Annotated in this window: 17 protein-coding genes; 11 read left to right on the top strand and 6 right to left on the bottom strand. The window is 49.4% G+C overall.

The genetic code is table 11. The annotated features are described in order from the left end of the window. Window positions 1-97: 97 nt before the first annotated feature. The 6 genes from VST71_12730 to serC all read right to left on the bottom strand — a co-directional run bounded on the left by VST71_12730 (window position 98) and on the right by serC (window position 6,739). Window positions 98-799 carry a ComF family protein gene (locus VST71_12730; protein ID MEC4686582.1) on the bottom strand — a complete coding sequence of 234 codons (702 nt, stop codon included), beginning with the start codon at window positions 797-799 and terminating at the stop codon, window positions 98-100. Beyond that, entirely contained in the window at window positions 778-1,281 is a 504-nt protein-coding gene (locus tag VST71_12725) for a PilZ domain-containing protein (GenBank protein MEC4686581.1), read from the bottom strand. Before VST71_12725 ends, VST71_12730 begins: the two co-directional genes overlap by 22 nt. Then, entirely contained in the window at window positions 1,281-2,573 is a 1,293-nt protein-coding gene (locus tag VST71_12720; protein ID MEC4686580.1) for an adenylosuccinate synthase, read from the bottom strand. The genes VST71_12725 and VST71_12720 overlap by 1 nt, the downstream gene beginning before the upstream one ends. 56 nt (window positions 2,574-2,629) lie before the next feature. Next, complete coding sequence (gene hisZ / locus VST71_12715; GenBank protein ID MEC4686579.1) at window positions 2,630-3,883, bottom strand: ATP phosphoribosyltransferase regulatory subunit; 1,254 nt, start codon at window positions 3,881-3,883, stop codon at window positions 2,630-2,632. A 29-nt stretch (window positions 3,884-3,912) separates the two neighbouring features. Next, window positions 3,913-5,490 carry a phosphoglycerate dehydrogenase gene (serA, locus tag VST71_12710; protein MEC4686578.1) on the bottom strand — a complete coding sequence of 526 codons (1,578 nt, stop codon included), beginning with the start codon at window positions 5,488-5,490 and terminating at the stop codon, window positions 3,913-3,915. Between the two features lie 166 nt (window positions 5,491-5,656). Next, window positions 5,657-6,739, bottom strand: coding sequence for a 3-phosphoserine/phosphohydroxythreonine transaminase (gene serC / locus VST71_12705; protein ID MEC4686577.1), 1,083 nt, complete (start codon window positions 6,737-6,739; stop codon window positions 5,657-5,659). Between the two features lie 96 nt (window positions 6,740-6,835). Here serC and VST71_12700 point away from each other — a divergent pair, with 96 nt between their 5' ends. From VST71_12700 to VST71_12650, 11 genes are all read left to right on the top strand, one after another. Continuing rightward, window positions 6,836-8,296 carry a DegQ family serine endoprotease gene (locus VST71_12700; protein MEC4686576.1) on the top strand — a complete coding sequence of 487 codons (1,461 nt, stop codon included), beginning with the start codon at window positions 6,836-6,838 and terminating at the stop codon, window positions 8,294-8,296. Between the two features lie 78 nt (window positions 8,297-8,374). Then, complete coding sequence (locus tag VST71_12695; protein MEC4686575.1) at window positions 8,375-9,382, top strand: PIN domain-containing protein; 1,008 nt, start codon at window positions 8,375-8,377, stop codon at window positions 9,380-9,382. Next, entirely contained in the window at window positions 9,379-10,062 is a 684-nt protein-coding gene (gene ispD, locus VST71_12690; GenBank protein MEC4686574.1) for a 2-C-methyl-D-erythritol 4-phosphate cytidylyltransferase, read from the top strand. Before VST71_12695 ends, ispD begins: the two co-directional genes overlap by 4 nt. Window positions 10,063-10,068: 6 nt before the next feature. Then, window positions 10,069-10,554: a 2-C-methyl-D-erythritol 2,4-cyclodiphosphate synthase gene (gene ispF, locus VST71_12685; protein MEC4686573.1), complete on the top strand. Its 486-nt coding sequence runs from the start codon at window positions 10,069-10,071 to the stop codon at window positions 10,552-10,554. Further along, window positions 10,551-10,727, top strand: a complete 177-nt coding sequence (locus VST71_12680; GenBank protein MEC4686572.1) for a hypothetical protein — start codon at window positions 10,551-10,553, stop codon at window positions 10,725-10,727. The genes ispF and VST71_12680 overlap by 4 nt, the downstream gene beginning before the upstream one ends. Next, window positions 10,727-11,335 (top strand): YkgJ family cysteine cluster protein, encoded by a 609-nt coding sequence (locus VST71_12675; GenBank protein ID MEC4686571.1) that lies wholly within the window; start codon window positions 10,727-10,729, stop codon window positions 11,333-11,335. Before VST71_12680 ends, VST71_12675 begins: the two co-directional genes overlap by 1 nt. Continuing rightward, window positions 11,335-11,871, top strand: a complete 537-nt coding sequence (locus tag VST71_12670) for a hypothetical protein (protein MEC4686570.1) — start codon at window positions 11,335-11,337, stop codon at window positions 11,869-11,871. The genes VST71_12675 and VST71_12670 overlap by 1 nt, the downstream gene beginning before the upstream one ends. A gap of 55 nt (window positions 11,872-11,926) precedes the next feature. Further along, a complete protein-coding gene (locus VST71_12665) occupies window positions 11,927-12,868 on the top strand; it encodes a bifunctional 5,10-methylenetetrahydrofolate dehydrogenase/5,10-methenyltetrahydrofolate cyclohydrolase (GenBank protein MEC4686569.1) in 942 nt (313 codons plus the stop codon). A gap of 166 nt (window positions 12,869-13,034) precedes the next feature. Continuing rightward, window positions 13,035-14,162 carry a glutamate synthase gene (locus VST71_12660; GenBank protein ID MEC4686568.1) on the top strand — a complete coding sequence of 376 codons (1,128 nt, stop codon included), beginning with the start codon at window positions 13,035-13,037 and terminating at the stop codon, window positions 14,160-14,162. Then, window positions 14,123-15,784, top strand: coding sequence for a glutamate synthase-related protein (locus VST71_12655; protein MEC4686567.1), 1,662 nt, complete (start codon window positions 14,123-14,125; stop codon window positions 15,782-15,784). The genes VST71_12660 and VST71_12655 overlap by 40 nt, the downstream gene beginning before the upstream one ends. 60 nt (window positions 15,785-15,844) lie before the next feature. Beyond that, on the top strand, window positions 15,845-18,178 hold the full coding sequence (locus VST71_12650; protein MEC4686566.1) for an FAD-dependent oxidoreductase: 2,334 nt from the start codon (window positions 15,845-15,847) through the stop codon (window positions 18,176-18,178). Window positions 18,179-18,276: the final 98 nt, after the last annotated feature.

Here is an 18,276-nt window from a genome sequence, read left to right as displayed (position 1 = left end):
CCCGGGCAATCAGGACCTTTACTAATTATAATTATTAAAAACTTTTTTAATTAAAAAAAGCAAGGTAATTCAACGATTGCCTGATAACTGTCCCGGGTTATTCGGATTTTGTCCGGGCAAGAACAGCTCCATAGACCTCTTGCACGCCTGCACGGAGGAGAACCCTTGCGCATTCATTAATAGTGGCACCGGTTGTCATTACATCGTCAACAATAAAGACCCGGCGGGGCAGAAGTTTTTTGCCGGGGCTGATGACCGAGAAGGCACCTCTTGGATTTTTCAGGCGTTTTGCCCTTGACAGGAGGCTCTGAGGCTGTATGTCTCTGGGCTTAACGAGGATGTTTGGCTCCAGGGGAAGCGAGAATTCCCTGGAGAGAATCCGGCACAGGAGATGGCTCTGATTAAAGCCCCTCAGAATCAGCCTCTCCTTACTCAGGGGGACTGGCAGGATTACATCCACAGGCGGCAACGGAAGACCGGCAAGGAGTTTACCAAGCGGCATGGAGAGCCTTCGAACCTTTTCAAACTTCAGGAGATTGATTGCTGCCTTCAGTGCTCCCTCATAGTCCCCAAAGACGTATATTTTTTTGTAGTGAGGCCTCTCTTTTATGCAGGTTATACACTTGAAGGAGTAATCCGGAGGGAGCGCAATGCCACAGGTGCGACATCTTTTTGTATCAGGGTTATGAGTTAATGATTGCCAGCAGTCAGTGCAAAAGGGAGCGTATTTCAAGCCGTCTGTGAGTCTGTCACAGGAAGGACACGTTGAAGGGAAGATCAGGTTAAAGAGCTTCCACATTTTCCGCATCTTGGTTTCATGGAGAGTGCTGCAACCTTGACCCTGTTCTTTATCCCGCAGGCAGGACATGCCTGGAGTATAAATGCCTCTTCCTGATCCTCCTCCGCCTCAGACCGGGAATTGGTTTTGACCTCCACGACATCTGATGGCTTTGATGTATTGTCAGGTATGCCGATGAGTTCTTCCCTGACGAACCTTATATAAGTACTGTCGCTTTCAAGAATCTCTATCCCCATACCGTTTTTTACAAACTGTAAATGGGTCTTTACCGTCCGTTTCACCAACCCCCTCAAATGTGGAGCTGAGCCATCAGGAAGCCTCAGTTTTATATTAACCGTAGTCCCGGGGACAAAACCATGCTGTGTCCTGATAAAGAGTCCCTTTTCTGAAAGATCGGAGGATATGCCCCGGAAGTGCATGTCTCCGGAACTAAACTCGGTCTCTATTCGTTTTGTATATCGTTTATGTCTCCTTCTCGACATTATTTGAAGTGTTCTTTAAGTTTAATAATATCCTTTCTCTTCTGACCTGTAGAGATTATATCAATGTTTATGCCAAGGGTTTCCTCTATCATCTTTATATAGGACCGGGCATTTTCCGGTAACCCGGCAAATTCCGTGACACCGAGAGTCGATTCATGCCATCCTTTAAATTCCCGGTAGACGGGTTCGCACTCCTCGAGCACCGGCAGTTCGCTGGGAAACTCTTCAAGGGTTTTTCCCTTGTAGCGATAACCAAAACATACCTTGATCGTATCAAAGCCGTCGAGAATATCGAGTTTTGTAAGTACAAGTCCTGCGAGTCCATTAACCCTCACAGCATGTCTCAGCACCACCATGTCCAGCCATCCACACCTTCTTGGCCTTCCGGTGGTAGCCCCGAACTCGCCTCCCCTCTCTCTTATCTTTTCACCAATGGCATCATGTATTTCCGTGGTGAAAGGTCCTCCTCCCACCCTTGTTGTATATGCCTTTGCCACGCCGAGCACGGCATCTATGCGTGTTGGACCCACACCAAGTCCTGTGCATGCGCCTCCTGCTGTTGCTGAGGAGGAGGTCACATATGGATATGTGCCGTGATCTATATCAAGCAGTGTCCCCTGAGCACCTTCAAAGAGGACTTTCCCCCCTTCATCAAGCGCCCTGTTGACAAGGATATCCGTATCATCAATGTAGTCCCTGAGTTTTTCGGCATAGCCCATGTACTCGGAATAGATATCCTCAACATCAAAGGTCTCTGTCCTGTAAAGATTTCCGAGGATGTAGTTGAGGTCCTTGAGGTTTGCCTGCAGCTTGTCTCTGAAGACATCCGGATAATAGAGGTCAGCAACCCTTATGCCGGTTCTTGCCATCTTGTCCATGTAGGCAGGGCCTATACCCCTGCCTGTGGTGCCTATCTTCCTGTTACCCTTGAGTGCCTCTTTTTCTCTCTCTATGGCAATATGGTAAGGCATTATGAGGTGTGCACTCCTGCTTATCCTTAGGCTGCCGTTCAACTTCACACCCCGCCTCTCCAGCCCTTCCATCTCCTCTATCAAGGCCTCGGGGTTTATAACCACTCCGTTTCCTATCAGGCAGAGCTTTCCGCTGTGCAGAATCCCTGAAGGGATAAGATGGAGAACAAATTTCTCATCATTAATAACCACTGTATGGCCGGCATTATGCCCGCCCTGAAACCGTGCAACCACATCGGCCTTATCCGTTAATGAATCGACGATCTTTCCTTTTCCTTCGTCACCCCACTGGGCTCCGAGTATAACAACTGCTCTGGACATGTAAAAAACCTCCTGAAACTGAATTATGTAAAAGTGTTACGCTTTTTGATTTCCTGTCATTTACTGAACTTGCTCATGATTGTCCTGACCTCATCAAGCTGGCCTGAATCCTCACTGCCCTTGCCCGGGCATATTAATGATACCAGTTTTCCCCCCTTCCCTGCTCCTTCGATCTTTATTACATACTTGATTTCATTGAGTTTTGCGTACTCAAGGGAGCTTTCAAAAGGCCTCTTTATAATATCCCTGACCGCATCAAAACCCTTTTCCCTCAACTCCTTTGCGAGCCTCAGCGCCATGGTCTTGCCAGCGGTAAGATCAACGATAAGTATCGAGATCCTTTCAGGTGCCGCCTTTTTTGAGACATTCAGTATATTCCCCAGATCAATGGAAAACCCTGTAGCTGGGGATTCATCGCCAAAGGAGCCGACGAGGGAGTCATACCTCCCGCCACACCCGATTAAAAGGCCCCCTTCCGGAATAAACGCCTCAAAGAAAACCCCTGTATGATAATCAAACCCCCTGGCCTCCGAGAGGTCAAATATGACCTTCCTGTGAACACCATGGGTCTTCATAAATCCGTATACCTCCTGAAGATTTTTCAGGGCAGCCTCTGAAACAGGATTGTTGACAAGGCTTTCCGCCTTCCCGAGAATATCTTCATCTCCGTATAGATACATTATCTCTTCATACAGTCTCAGCTCCTGCTCCGTAAGTATGCCGGCCTTGTGAAGACCATAAAGCCCGGAGGTATCCTTACGGACAAAAATGGACTTCAGTCTCCCGATATGGGGAATGAGTCTTTCCTGCTCCCAAAACCCCCTCAAAAAATCTCTCTGCCCCATGGATATCCTGTAATCCTTCAGGTGGGCTGACCTTAGCACCTCCGTAAAAAGGGAGATTATCTCGGCATCTCCCTCCGGCTCCTTTATGCCTACAAGCTCTGCACCTAACTGAAAGCTCTCTCTCTGCCTGCCCCCATGCACTTTTTCATACCTGAAGACATTCAGGCAATAAGAAAGGCGCAAAGGGCGTATATCGCGAAGCGCCGTGCCTGCAATCCTTGCAATCTGTGGTGTAACATCAGGTCGCAGGATCATGACCCTGCCACTCTGGCGGTCGGTCAGCTTGTAGCCGCTCTCTATAAGGTCCTCTCCGGCACCACGGGATATTACGTCAAGATACTCAAATATCGGAGTTATTACCTCCCTGTAGCCCCACCTTCTCATGGTATCAAGGCATTGGGACTCAAGTGCCCGTTTTCTTTCAGCATAACCGGGCAAAAGGTTTATACATCCTCTGGGGCTCATGGGGCGGTCTGAGAGCAGGGCGGTCATTGTTACAATCTGATGAGCCTGACGGAAATGATATTTGGGAGTTCTCTTATCTCATCAAGCAGACCGGCACTCACTTCAGCGTCCACGCTGACAACGGATATGGCCATCCCGGCCGCAGATTCACGTCCAAAATGCATTCTTGCAATGTTTATATTATTTTTGCCAAGCAGTGCCCCGATATTGCCGATTACCCCCGGACGGTCCTTGTTGTGAATATAGAGCATGATACCCTCGGGGATAATCTCAACAGGAAAACTGTCAACACGTATGATCCGGGGCTCTTTCTTTCCGTACAGGGTGCCATAGACCGAATTCTCTTTCCCGTTGGCCTTTACCTTGATGACGAGCATATTATGAAAATTACCGGAATCCGGACTCCTCATCTCCTTTACCTCTATGCCGCGCTCTCTGGCTATCAGCGGGGCATTAACAAAATTCACGGTCTCGGTCAGTATGGGTGTAAGCAGACCCTTGAGTGCGGCAATGGTGACGGGTTTCGTATCTATTTCCCCGGCCTCTCCCCTGAACTCTACTGTTACCTCTGTTATCCCTCCCTCATATACCTGAGCCGCAAAGCTGCCCAGTGCCTCTGCCAATGTGATATAAGGCCTGAGCCGTGGCAACTGATCAGCAGGAATGGAGGGGAAATTTACGGCATTACGTATGGTGCCGTTCAGCAGGTAATCGACCACCTGCTCTGCTATGGCGATGGCCACATTCTCCTGGGCCTCCCTCGTGGATGCAGCGAGATGGGGGGTGCAGATAACACGGTCGAGCTTTATCAGGCTGAGGTCCTCAGGCGGCTCCTTCTCAAATACATCCAGCGCAGCGCCACCAAGCTTTCCTGACCGAATTGCATCACCAAGGTCCTTTTCATTTACAATCCCGCCCCTGGCGCAGTTAATGATATATACGCCATCCTTCATGGTCTCTATGGTCTCACGGTTAACAAGGTTTCTGGTCTCGGCCGTAAGGGGCGTATGGATCGTTATGAAATCAGAGCGTTTAAAAAGTTCGCTTATGCTCACCTTTTCCACCCCGAGCTCCCCCGCCTTTTCGTCACTCAGAAAGGGGTCATAACCAATCACATTCATCTCAAATGCATGGGCACGCCGGGCTACCTGTGAACCTATATTTCCGAGTCCGAGAATTCCGAGGGTCTTGTTAAAGAGTTCAACTCCCATAAACTTCTTCTTCTCCCACTTTCCCTCTTTCATCGAATAGGTGGCCTGCGGGATATTCCTTGCAAGTGCGAACATCAGTGCAATCGCATGCTCTGCTGTTGTAATGGTATTTCCACCAGGGGTATTCATCACAACAATGCCCCTTTTCGTGGCACTGTCTTTATCAACATTATCAAGACCTGAGCCGGCCCTGCCGATTACCTTCAGGCTGGTGGCTGCTTCAATAATCTCTGCGGTCACGGTTGTGGCACTCCTTATGACCAGGCCGTGATATTCTGCAATACAGGCCTTCAGTTCCTCAGGGGTCATTCCGGTTTTGACATCCACGTGAATGCCGGCCTTCTTCATCAGTTCAACACCCTTTGGAGAGATATTGTCACTTACAAGAACCTTCATTACTTTTGTTCCTCCTGTTTTTAACTTAATATCATTAATTATCTTTACTTAGTATCATTAAATTATAAGGAAGCTTGCCGGATACCCGAAACTCAACCAAACCTCCGGCACCCATTCAGCCGGGGATGAAGGCAAGCCCAAACCTTTGATCCGGGTCTCTCGTACGTCAGGCGTATTTCTTCTCGAAGTCAGCCATGAATGCAATCAACGCATCCACACCCTCTTCGGGCATTGCATTATATATGCTTGCGCGCATTCCCCCGACGGACCGGTGTCCTTTAAGGTTTACCAGCCCTGCATCCCTTGCCAACTCAAGAAATTTGCCGTCAAGTTCAGGCTTGGCCAGTACAAATGGTATATTCATCCATGAACGGTAGTCCGGAGCAACCGGGTTGCTATAGAAGCCCGAGTTGTCAATGAAGGCATAGAGTTTATCGGACTTGCGTTTGTTGATCTCAGCTATTGCCTTGATTCCGCCCTTTTTCTTTATCCACTCAAATACCAGACCGGCAATATACCAGCTGTATGTGGGGGGCGTGTTATACATGGACCCAGCCTTAGCATGTGTCTCATAGTTGAACATTGTGGGTGTGCCGGGAATGGTTTCCCCCAAAAGGTCATCCCGTACTATTACAATGGTCAGACCGGCAGGACCTATATTCTTCTGCGCCCCTGCATAGATCACTCCAAACCTGGAGACATCAACAGGCCGTGAGAGGATGGTCGAAGACATATCGGCAACAAGGGGAACATTACCAACATCCGGTATCCCGTGAAACTCAACTCCGCCGATCGTCTCGTTGGGTGTGTAGTGGACATAGGCAGCGTCAGGGTTGAGAGACCACTGCTGCCGTGGCGGTATTGTAGTGAAATTGCTTGCCTCAGCCGTTGCAGCTATGTTTACATTACAGAAACGCCCGGCCTCGGTAATAGCCTTTTTGGACCAGGAGCCTGTGTTGATGTAGTCTGCGGTATCCCTGCCCCTCAGCAGGTTCATGGGAACCATGGCAAACTGACTGGAAGCACCGCCCTGGAGAAAAAGGCTCTTATAGTTATCAGGAATGGACAGGATCTCTCTCAGGTCGGCCTCGGCCTTCTCTGCAATGGAGGTAAATTCCTTGCCGCGATGACTCATCTCCATTACTGACATGCCGGTGCCGTGCCAGTCCACCATCTCAGCTGAAGCCTGTTCCAGAACATCTACAGGCAGCATGGCCGGTCCGGCACTGAAGTTAAATACTCGTGACATATTGCACTCCTTTTTCCCTGTGTCTGCTAATATAACATCAGGATATTTTATTTTAAATTTTGCATTTATCCCAGACTGACTATTATAATAAAAGTAATGAAAAAGAAGATACTTTTTGGGTTATTAACATTACTTATAGGATTCCTCATTGGCGGGCTCACCTATTATTCAATATACGAGCGTGTAAAGATTCCGCAGAGAACCGTTTACACACCCCCGCTACTTTCACAAAAGGTTGTGGATACAAGCAGGGCCTTTGCAGAGATTGTCGAGGCAGTCTCTCCGTCAGTTGTAAATATATCCACTAAAAAGACCGTCCGGAGAGAAAGGTCGTCTATCTTTAATGATCCATTCTTTGATTTCATCAATCCCTTCCAGGAACTTCCCAGGAAGTGGAAGGAGCAGAGTCTCGGCTCAGGGGTTATTGTTTCAGATGATGGCTATATCATTACAAACAACCATGTAGTGGAACAGGCCGATGAGATAAAGGTGACCCTTTACGACAGGAGAACCCTTACGGGCAAGGTGGTCGGGGCTGACCCCAAGACTGACCTTGCGCTCGTAAAGATAAATGTGCAGGGCCTTCCCACTGTTCCATGGGGTGATGCCGAAAAGCTGAAAGTAGGAGAGTTTGTCCTTGCAATCGGCAATCCTTTCGGCCTCAGCCACACCGTAACAATGGGAATTGTCAGTGCCGTTGGGCGGGCCAATGTGGGAATCGCTGATTATGAGGATTTTATTCAGACGGATGCAGCGATCAATCCGGGCAATTCAGGTGGTCCCCTCGTCAACATTCAGGGTGAGCTCGTGGGTATAAATACCGCCATATTCTCCCGGAGCGGCGGTTATCAGGGGATAGGGTTTGCAGTCCCCAGTAATATGGTCAGGAGTGTTATGGAGCAGCTCCGGAAGGAAGGCAAGGTTATCAGGGGCTGGCTTGGGGTTACCATTCAGGACATGACCCCGGAGCTGGCAGAAAAATTCGGCCTCAAGACTACTGCCGGAGCCCTTGTAAGTGATGTCTTCAAGGACAGCCCTGCACAAAAGGCGGGCATAAAGAGGGGTGATGTAATCACTCAGTACAATGGAAAGGCTATAACGAGTGTTTCAACCCTCAGAAACATGGTTGCCCAGAGCAAGGTCGGCTCAGAGGTGGAGATCACGGTTGTACGTAACAGTACACAGAATAAATTCAGGGTTGTAGTTAATGAGCTTCCAACGGAGTTTTCCGAGGTTTCCTCTGCAATCCCTGAGGAGAAGCCTGATGATGTGAAGGCCCTGGCAGGGATAACAATAACAGAGTTGACAGGCGCTATTGCCAAACAGCTTGGAATTGACCAGTCAGAGAAGGGGGTTGTAGTGCTTGATGTCGATCCAGGCAGCGCAGCGCAGGAGGCGGGGATCAAGAAGGGCGATGTGATACAGGAGATAGACAGGAAAAGGATTTACGGTATTGATGACTGGAAGAAGATCGTCTCCGGGATAAAACCCGATGAGATGGTTGTGATGTTCTTAAACAGGGGGGGCAGGAAATTCTATGTGGCTCTGAAGCCATAGCAGTCATTAGGTGGGGAGCCAAAATCGTTGGTCTCTGGTTTCTGAAAAAAAGACCAGCCAGGGAGAGGAGGTGAGAAAATGCTGATACTTATGAAGCTTTTGATACTTGCAGCCTTTGTGTCCGGGGGGTTTTACATGGGCGGCAGGTACGGCTATGAGTACTGGGGGGCAGTGTCAGGCATGATTTTAGGGATTATAACCCTTTTGTCAGACAGCATTCTTCAAAAAGTTAAACCAGGCAGATTTATCGGTGCCTTTATCGGTCTTCTTTTTGGTCTGCTATTTTCAAAGCTTGTTTTAATTCCCTTGTCGCCGGTACTTGCAGACAAGATTAACAGCCTTTCTTTTGCCTTAAATGCCATTTTAGGATATGGTGGTCTGCTTGTGGGTGCAAACAGGGGGAGAAATCTTACAATCTCCAGTGTCCTCAGGCTCTTTAAAGGACAGGCCATTGAGAGCAATCTGAAGCTTCTTGATACCAGTGTTATTATTGACGGCAGGATAGCGGATATCTGCGAGACGGGATTTATTGAAGGAACCTTTATTATACCCCAGTTTATTCTTCAGGAACTCCAGCACATTGCGGACTCTTCCGACTCTAATAAAAGGGCACGGGGCAGAAGGGGCCTCGACATACTGCACAGGATTCAGAAAATGCCCAATATCTCGGTGAAGATAGTGGAAGAAGATTTCCCCAATATCAAGGAAGTGGATGCAAAACTTGTAGCCCTTGCCAAGATGCTTGATGCAAAGGTCATGACAAATGACTTTAATCTCAACAAGGTTGCAGAACTCCAGGGTGTATCAGTCCTGAATATCAACGAGCTTGCCAACACCCTGAAACCCGTTGTCCTTCCGGGAGAGACCATGAATGTCTTTGTCCTTAAGGAGGGAAAGGAATACAACCAGGGAGTTGCGTACCTTGATGACGGGACAATGGTTGTTGTAGAGAACGGCAGGAGGTTTATAGGGAAGAAGATTGACGTTGCTGTGACAAGCGTGCTGCAGACCACCGCCGGCAGGATGATCTTTTCAAAGCCGAAGGAAGAGTATGAAAGGGAAGAGTTGAAATTGCAAAGGGGATGATGAAACCCGTTATTGCAATAGTCCCGTCTGCGGGTTCAGGCAGGAGATTTGGAGAAGGAAAGACCCTCCTGAATCTGGGTGGGATGCCTGTAATCGCCCGGACACTCAGTGCGTTACAAGACGTTGAGGAGATAGTTGAGATCATACCTGTAATGCGCAATGATGAGATGGAAAAGGCGCTTGAGATCGTGGAACATTATGGTTTCACAAAGGTCAGAAAGATTGCTCCCGGCGGCAGGGAGAGGCAGGAGTCCGTGTCTCATGGTCTTGCCCTGATTGAGCGTAAGAACTGTATTATACTGGTGCATGACGGTGTAAGGCCCCTTGTTACTCCGGGGATAATACGCAAGGCGATTGCAGCACTTGGAGACCTTGACGGAGTTGTGACTGCTGTTGCCGTAAAGGATACAATCAAGGAGGTCAGGGACGGTCTGGTTAAAAAGACCCTTGAGAGGGAGATGCTTTTTGCTGTTCAGACCCCGCAGGTATTTCATTATAATGTCCTAATGGAGGCATATACAGAGGCCCTGAGTTCCGGTATGTATTTTACTGATGATGCTGCCATGGTCGAACACCGCGGCGGCAGGGTGAAGGTGATAGAGGGTGACTATACCAATATCAAGATTACAACCCGGGAAGACCTTGACGTGGCAGAGGCCTTTCTGAAGAACCGTTCCTGACCCGGTATGCATATCGGCACCGGATATGATTCCCACAGGCTTGTTTCCAACAGGAGGCTTGTGATCGGCGGGGTCAGTATCCCCTTTGAAAAGGGCCTGCTCGCGCATTCGGATGGAGACGTACTCATCCATGCCATAATTGATTCACTTATAGGGGCAATGGGGATGGGTGATATAGGTAAGCACTTTCCTGACTCAGACCCCAAATGGAAGGATGCATCAAGCCTTGAGATGCTGAAGCATACAGTTGAGATTGTCAGGATGAACGGTTTTGAGGTAGCCTGGATTGATTCAACTGTTATTACGGAAAAACCCCGCCTTGCCCCTTTTATCCCAGAGATGATCCGCTCTATAGAGGGGGCGGGTGTGCCTGACGGGTGTGTAAATATCAAGGCCAAGACCAACGAAGGCATGGGGTTTGTTGGTCGCGGTGAGGGCATTGTGGCAATGGCTTCAGCCCTGTTGAGAAAATTGACGGAGGAACCGTTATGAGGGACATTATACTCTATTGTACCGAAGAGGGGCTCTGGGCTGCCGAGACAATGAAGCTCCCCGGCTACACGGCATACGGCAGGAGTGAAGAGGAGGCAATGAGGAGAATAAGAGATGCCATCACCATATATTTTCCCTGCGGGGAGTGCAAAGAGACGGAAGGCGGTCATTAATGGAATTTGATGCAGCAGTATTCATGGATAAACTCTTTAAGATATATGGAGAGATCGACAGGGTTTGCAAGGACTCAGCGGATTATTACGGGTTCAGCTGTGATGGTTGTGATGACAACTGCTGCCGGACGGTCTTTTATCACTACACAGTAGTTGAATCTTTTGCCCTCCTTGAGGGGTTTGATAAACTGCCCGCTGAAATCAGGGACGAAAGCATGAGAAGGGGGCGGGATTATCTGAAGGACCTGGACAAACACAGGGGCAAGGAGGAAGAGCTGGAGATGATGTGCCCCCTTAACTATGACGGGCGATGCAGGATTTACGAATACAGGCCCCTTATCTGCAGGATTCACGGCTTTCCCGGAGGACTCGACCATCCGGTTAAAGGTAACCAGAGTTTTACCGGTTGCAGGATATTCAATAAAACCTTTCAGAAAAAATGGACACACCTTATTGACCGCACCCCGTTTTATACCCGGATAGCCAATCTTGAGGGTCAGATAAGACGCGAGATGGACTACAGGATGAGATTCCGAAAGACTATCGCAGAGATGCTGATTGAGAGGAGCCTCTATGACGGGCGGGTTCCGGGTGTAAGGGACAAGTAATGGAAAAAAAGAAAAAGAAGATACGGAAGAGATTTTTCAGGCACAGGGAGCTGCGGTTTTCGATCGCCCTCATGATCCTCTGGTCACTTCTTGCCATGGCTTTTTTGACATATTTAACCAGGGTACTCGGTGGAAAAATAGAACCGGGTCTCTTCTTTTTTATAATTGTTTTTGCGGGTTATGCGGTTGTTGTGGTTTTTTTAACCCTCTTTTTTACGCATCGCTTTGTAGGCCCCTTTGAAAGGTTAAAGATGGAGATGAGGATCATACTCTCAGGTGATTATCAGAGGCGGTTGTGCGTAAGGAACAACGATGATGTTTATATCAGGTCATTTATCTCGGATGTTAACAGGGTGCTGGATGAACTTGAAAGGATGCAGCTCGTTAAAGAAGAGATTCACGCAAATATAGATTCCGAATTGCTGGAGATAGTCTCTCTTCTTGAAAACAGGGATGTTTCAAGGGAAGAACTGAGAGATGCAGTTATTGCATTTCATGAAAGGCTAAATGCCCTGTTTAAGGAACAGAACAGGTAGCTTTAAATAATAAGGCTGCACTCTAATTTTCAGAATACAAGCGGAGGAAAAGTTTATGGCACAGATAATGGATGGGCGGAACCTTTCCGATGGTATAAGGGAGAAAGTTAAAGAGGATATAGAGAAGCTTCAACAGTACGGTATAGCCGTTGGACTGGGGCTGCTGCTGATAGGCGAAAATCCTGCTTCAAGGCAGTATTTTTCCGCTACCAAAAAGGCATGCAGCAAGGTTGGAGTTACTACATATCAATTCAAACTCCCTGAGACTGCATCCATGAATGAGATACTCAATGTAGTTCATTCAATAAACAGCGATGAAAGGGTCAATGGTCTGCTGGTACTCTTTCCCCTTCCACAGAGGATTAATGCCAGGAGGATTGTTAACGAGATAGCTCCTGAGAAGGATATCGACGGCCTTGGCTCCCTTTCGGTGGGACGGCTGGCTGCAGATGAATCCACCTTTCAGATATTCAAGGAGGGATACTATGAGATGCTTTACGAATGCAGGTTCATGCCCACGGTCTCAAGTTTTCTGCCTTGCACCCCCTTTGGTGTCATAAGGCTTCTGGAGCATTACGGCACAGGGATAAAGGGGAAACATGCAGTTGTTGTGGGGAAAAGTCTTGCAGTAGGAAAACCCCTTTCACTTATGCTGCTTGCAAAGGAGGCCACCGTTACGGTTTGTCACAGGGAAACCCATGATCTAAGGGCCTTTACCCGTCAGGCAGATCTCATATGTACGGCAACAGGGGTGCGGGGTTTGATAAAGGGAGATATGGTCAAAGAGGGTGCAGTGGTAGTGGATATAGGGATTAATGTCCTTGATGACGGAAGCATTGTTGGAGACGTTGACTTTGAATCCGTTGAGAAAAAGGCCTCCTTCATCACCCCTGTCCCCGGCGGTGTCGGACCTGTAACCATAGCAATGCTCCTTGAAAACACCGTCCGCTCAGCACAGAGAAACGAATTCCTGAAGAGTCCACTGATGCCGGGATGAGGCAGAGATAAGGACAACCCCTTGTTTTTAATGCCTATTTGACAAAAGCATTAGATTAATTTTATTATTACGGACGGCAAATTCCGCCTATCGTCACAAAGGGGGCTGTCCCTTCTGTGTTATCCAAGGATCAGGGACCTGTTTTCCCTCAGAGGAGTTTTTTAAGATGTGCCGTCTGTCAGCAATAACATCATCGGAATATATATCTCCCATGGAGAACATCCTTGCCCTTGAGACCATGAAGGAGGGGCATGATGGTTCGGGAATGGGGCTTCTCCTGAAGAACCTCGGCGGGGAGTTTGAGGAGTTGAAGGATTATCCCATCCTCTCGGGTATCTGTTCAAAAGACGGTCTTCACGCCCTTGACAGCTACATGGACAACCTCGGCTTTCAACTCAAATACACCTGGACCCCAAAGATTAAACCAGTCAAAGGTGTTGAGAGGCGTGACTATTATTTTGCAAGGGCCTATGAGTATCCTGATGCATTCAGGGAGAAGGGTATTGAAGAGAGAGAGGCACTACTGATGAGTACAAGGATTGCCCTCAGGAAGATGGGCGAGGGGGATGAGTCAATCATTGTCTTTTCCTTTTATCCGGACATTATTGCCCTGAAGGAGGTTGGAGACCCGCTTCAGCTTGGCGAGTTCTTCGGTCTCGATACCTCAACACTAAAGGCAAAGATAATCCTTGCACAGGGCAGGCAGAATACGAATTACGCCATAAATCTCTACGCATGCCATCCCTTCTTTATTCAGGGTTACGGGTCCATGACAAATGGTGAGAATACGGCCTTTATCCCGATAAGGGAGTTTTTAACGAGCAGGGGTTTTCCCGGCTATATGGGTTACAACAGCGACAGCGAGGTCTTTACCCATATCCTCCATTACACATGCAGGCGTCTTGGTTATCCCCTGACATACTACAAGGATATCATCACTCCGCTCAAGACATCCGAGATAGAGACGAGGCCGGACAGTGAGGCAACGGAATTTCTGAAAATATCCTTAAGGCCGCTCTGCATTGACGGCCCTAACTGCGTGATAGGATTCACACCAGACGGCACATGCTTTATGGTACAGGATTCAAAGAAGCTCAGGCCCGGGGTTGTCGGGGGAGTGAAGGGCAAGTTTGCGCTTATGTCAGAGGAGTGCGGTCTTGACAGGGCGATACCCGACAGGGAGCGCTCCAATGATATATTTCCGATGAAGTACGATATGGTTGTCGTATCACCCGGCGCCGAGGAGGTGAAGGTATGGAACCAGCTTCAAGGTTGGACCACAACTATGAGTTAACAATAAAGGACTTCCCATATATAATCAGGTGGCGTGACGACAGGTGCAAGCGCTGTGGAAGGTGTACTGCCGTCTGTCCCATGCTCTCAATAGAGCCGGCAGTCGTTGTTCAAAGGGCTGTCCGCTCAGAAGGGCTTACACCTGAGCCGAAGGTTGTAAGGAAAACTGTCTCTGTAGTAAGGCAGACGAGTGATATCGGTCGTTACTGCACGGGTTGCGGCACCTGCACCCTCGTATGTCCAAATGATGCCATAGAGCCGGAGTACAATCCCCAGCACAAGTTCATATTCCACAAAAACAGGGGCGGTCATCCGTACAGGAGGGGTGGAAGGAGAAACGACCCCCAGCCGGGCACATTGGACAGGCTGAAATTTACAAGGATCTCCATGCTTACAGACCCGGCCCTTGACGCGGGCAGGCATGAGTTCAGGATAAGGACGTATCTCGGTAGAATCCTGCCCCCGGATGAGCTACCACTTAAGGTGGTTAACGGCAGGCTTGATGTGGACAAGACCCTGACGGATTTCATTCCCCCGGTCAGGGAGATATACCCGGTAATGATAGGCAGCATGTCCATAGGCGCCCTTTCGCCCACCATGTGGGAGGGGCTTGCAATGGGTATCACCTATCTCAACGAAGTTGAGGGCATGCCTGTAGTGATGTGCTCAGGTGAGGGCGGAATGCCGGCAAGGCTTCTGAAGTCAAGGTTTATGAAGTACTTTATCCTGCAGATAGCATCCGGGTACTTTGGATGGGATGAGATCGTAAGGGCAATCCCGCATATGGTGGAAGACCCATGCGCCATTGAGATAAAGTACGGTCAGGGCGCAAAACCCGGAGACGGGGGCCTGTTAATGGCCCACAAGGTACTTAAACTTATCTCTGAGATAAGGGGAGTCCCCATGGGTGTTGATCTCCCGTCACCACCTACGCACCAGACAAAGTATTCGATCGAGGAATCAGTGGCAAAGATGATACAGTCCATGTCCATGGCATGGGGTTTCAGGGTGCCGGTCTATCCAAAAATTTCCGGATCAAGGACTGCAAGGGCGGTACTGAACAACCTGGTGAGGAACCCCTTTGCATCAGCCCTCTCCATTGACGGTGAAGACGGTGGCACAGGGGCGGCTTACAATGTCTCGATGGACAAGATGGGGCATCCGATTGCCTCGAATCTGAGGGAGTGTTACCTCGACCTGGTAAAGCAGGGCAAGCAGAACGAGCTGCCCCTTATAGCATCAGGGGGCGTGGGAAAGAAGGGTAATCTTGCTGCAAACTCAGCAGCCCTCTTTATGCTCGGTGCCTCGGCTGTCTCTATAGGGAAATACATAATGCAGGCCGCTGCAGGCTGCCTGGGTGATGAATACAACCGCTGCAATGTCTGTAATATCGGAAAGTGTCCAAGGGGTATCACAACACAGGATCCGAAACTTTACAGGAGACTTGACCCCGACAATGTGGCCGAAAGAGTTGTTGAGGTCTTTAAGTCGCTGGATGTGGAGTTGAAGAAGATTTTTGCCCCCATGGGAAGGAGCACGGAGCTGCCCATCGGTATGTCCGACGGTATAAGTGCAGATGACCCGGCTGTTGCCGAACGTCTGGAGATAAGTTATGCGTGTTGAAAAAAGAAAAGATGTTGCGAGTTGCGGGTTAAAGTATGAAAACATATTGCGGGTTAAGATATGGGTAAAGTGATAATTAAGGGAATCGTTAACGGAAAGAGAGTCCCCTCACGGATATTTGAGGAGGAGATACAGGAGGCTGTAAGGCAGGGTGCCAGGGATCTCCTGATAATTGCTGACGGCCAGCACGGCATCGGCGGCCGTATATGGCCGAGGTCCGAGACGGTCAGGATTACTGTTGAGGGTCCAGTTGGTCAGAGGCTTGGCAGTATGGGGATGTTCGGCACCGAGATTGTAGTCAAAGGCGGTGCCTCTGATGACGTGGGCTGGCTCAACTGCGGGGCAAGGATAACAGTCCTTGGTGATGTGACCAATGGCGCCCACAATGCAGTTGCCCAGGGTATACTTTATGTACAGGGAAGCGGCGGGGCACGTTGCGATACAATGACAAAGCATAACCCCAGGTTCGATCCTCCCCAGTCGTGGTATTTCAGGGACGTGGGAGATACCTTTGCGGAGTTCAAGGCCGGCGGGGTGGCAGTTGTCTGCGGCGTAAACCCGAGAAACCCCAAAAACATTCTTGGTTACCGGCCCTGTGTCGGTATGGTTGAGGGCATTATCTATTTCCGTGGTCCTATGGAGGGGTACAGCGAAACAGATGTAAAACTCCTTGATCTCACTGAGCAGGACCGGCAGTGGCTTACCACACATATAAAGCCCTTTCTTGAATCGATAGAGAGATCCAGCTATTATGACGAGCTGACAAACTCCATGGGAGAGTGGAAAAAACTCATCCCCTATACAGCACAGGAAAGGGCAAAAAGAAGACCTTTTAAAAAGACAATCTCCGAGTTTCGCTCCAATATATGGGAGGCTGGCGTTGGCAGGGGGGGAATATTTGCAGAGTATATAACCCATCCCACAACAGTGCTTCCCTACATTACAACAGGTGCTGACCGCAGATACAGGCCTGTGTGGAACAATGAAAAATATGCTCCACCCTGTGAGTATAACTGTCCAACCGGCATACCGACCAGGAAGCGTGCCGAACTCATCAGGACAGGCAAGGTCCGTGAGGCCCTTGAACTTGTGCTCCAGTACAGCCCGCTTCCGGCAACGGTCTGTGGTGAGATATGCCCCAACCCCTGTATGGATGCCTGCACGAGGTCAATGGTTGACGAGCCCCTGAATATAAAAGGCCTCGGCAGGGCAAGTCTCGAAGCCAGGGCTCCAAAGCCGAAAGAGAAGACCGGCAGGAAGGTGGCGGTTATAGGCGGGGGGCCGGGTGGTCTCTCTGCTGCATGGCAGCTTGCCCTTGAAGGTCATGATGTAGACCTTTATGAGGCAGAGGATAAGCTGGGTGGAAAGCTTGAGTTCTGCATACCCAGGGAGAGACTTCCGCAGGATGTACTCAAGAGTGAGATTGAGAGGTTTAAAGAGATAGGCGTCAACATACATACCGGTGTAAAGGTGAGCAAGGAGAAATTCGACGAGATATACAGGGCTCACGATGCTGTTGTGGTCGCCTGCGGGGCTCACAGGCCAAGGAAACTTAACGTCCCCGGCGCAGAGGACATGGCGACTGCCTACGACTTCCTCAGGAATATAAATACCGGAAATCCCCCGGACCTGAAAGGCAGGCGGGTGATGATAATCGGGGCAGGTAATGTGGGAATGGATGTTGCCGCAGAGGCATTTCACTGCGGGGCCAGAGAGGTGACTGCTGTTGATGTCCAGAAACCGGCTGCTTTTGGCAAGGAGCTGGAGATTGCAGAGTCCCTGGGTACAAAGATCCTGTGGCCGAAGTTTACGGAAAAATATGTAAGGGAAGAGGGACGGGTCTACTTCACGGACGGGACCTCCCTTGAGGCAGATCTTGTGGTTGTCTCCATAGGAGACTCCCCTGTAACGGATTTCCTGCCGCCAACAGTCCATACCGACAAGAACGGCTGGATCGAGGCAGACGAGGCTGGTCATACATCCGACCCGAAGATATACGCAATTGGTGATGCCACAAGACTTGGCCTTGTCACTCATGCCATAGGCCAGGGCGGAAAGGCAGCCATGGCAGTTCATGCCCTGCTCTCCGGAAGATCATACTACAGGCCGGCACCAAAGCCCGTCATCCCTTACGATAAAATAAAGACCGCCTATTATGACGTCTGCCGCGGTGAACCGTTTAAACCCGAGACAGAGGCAAACCGCTGTATGTCCTGTGCCGTATGCAGGGACTGCCGTATGTGTGAGGCCACCTGTTATTACGGGGCCATCAGCAGACAGGAATCCGGGGACGGCTCCTATGCCTATGTGGTTGACGAGGCCCTGTGTATTGGTTGCGGTTTCTGTGCAGGCATCTGCCCCTGTGGTGTCTGGGAAATGGAAGACAATATCTGACCCGTTTGCAACCGGTAACGATTCCAAAACAAACCAGGTCACCTGTCCGATATCCATTGTCTGCTGTTCTTTAATGCTTGACTAATTTACCTTGATAA

The organism is Nitrospirota bacterium (genome assembly GCA_035873375.1).
Classification (GTDB): domain Bacteria; phylum Nitrospirota; class Thermodesulfovibrionia; order Thermodesulfovibrionales; family JdFR-85; genus BMS3Bbin07.
This window is presented reverse-complemented; position numbering and strand designations above follow the sequence as displayed.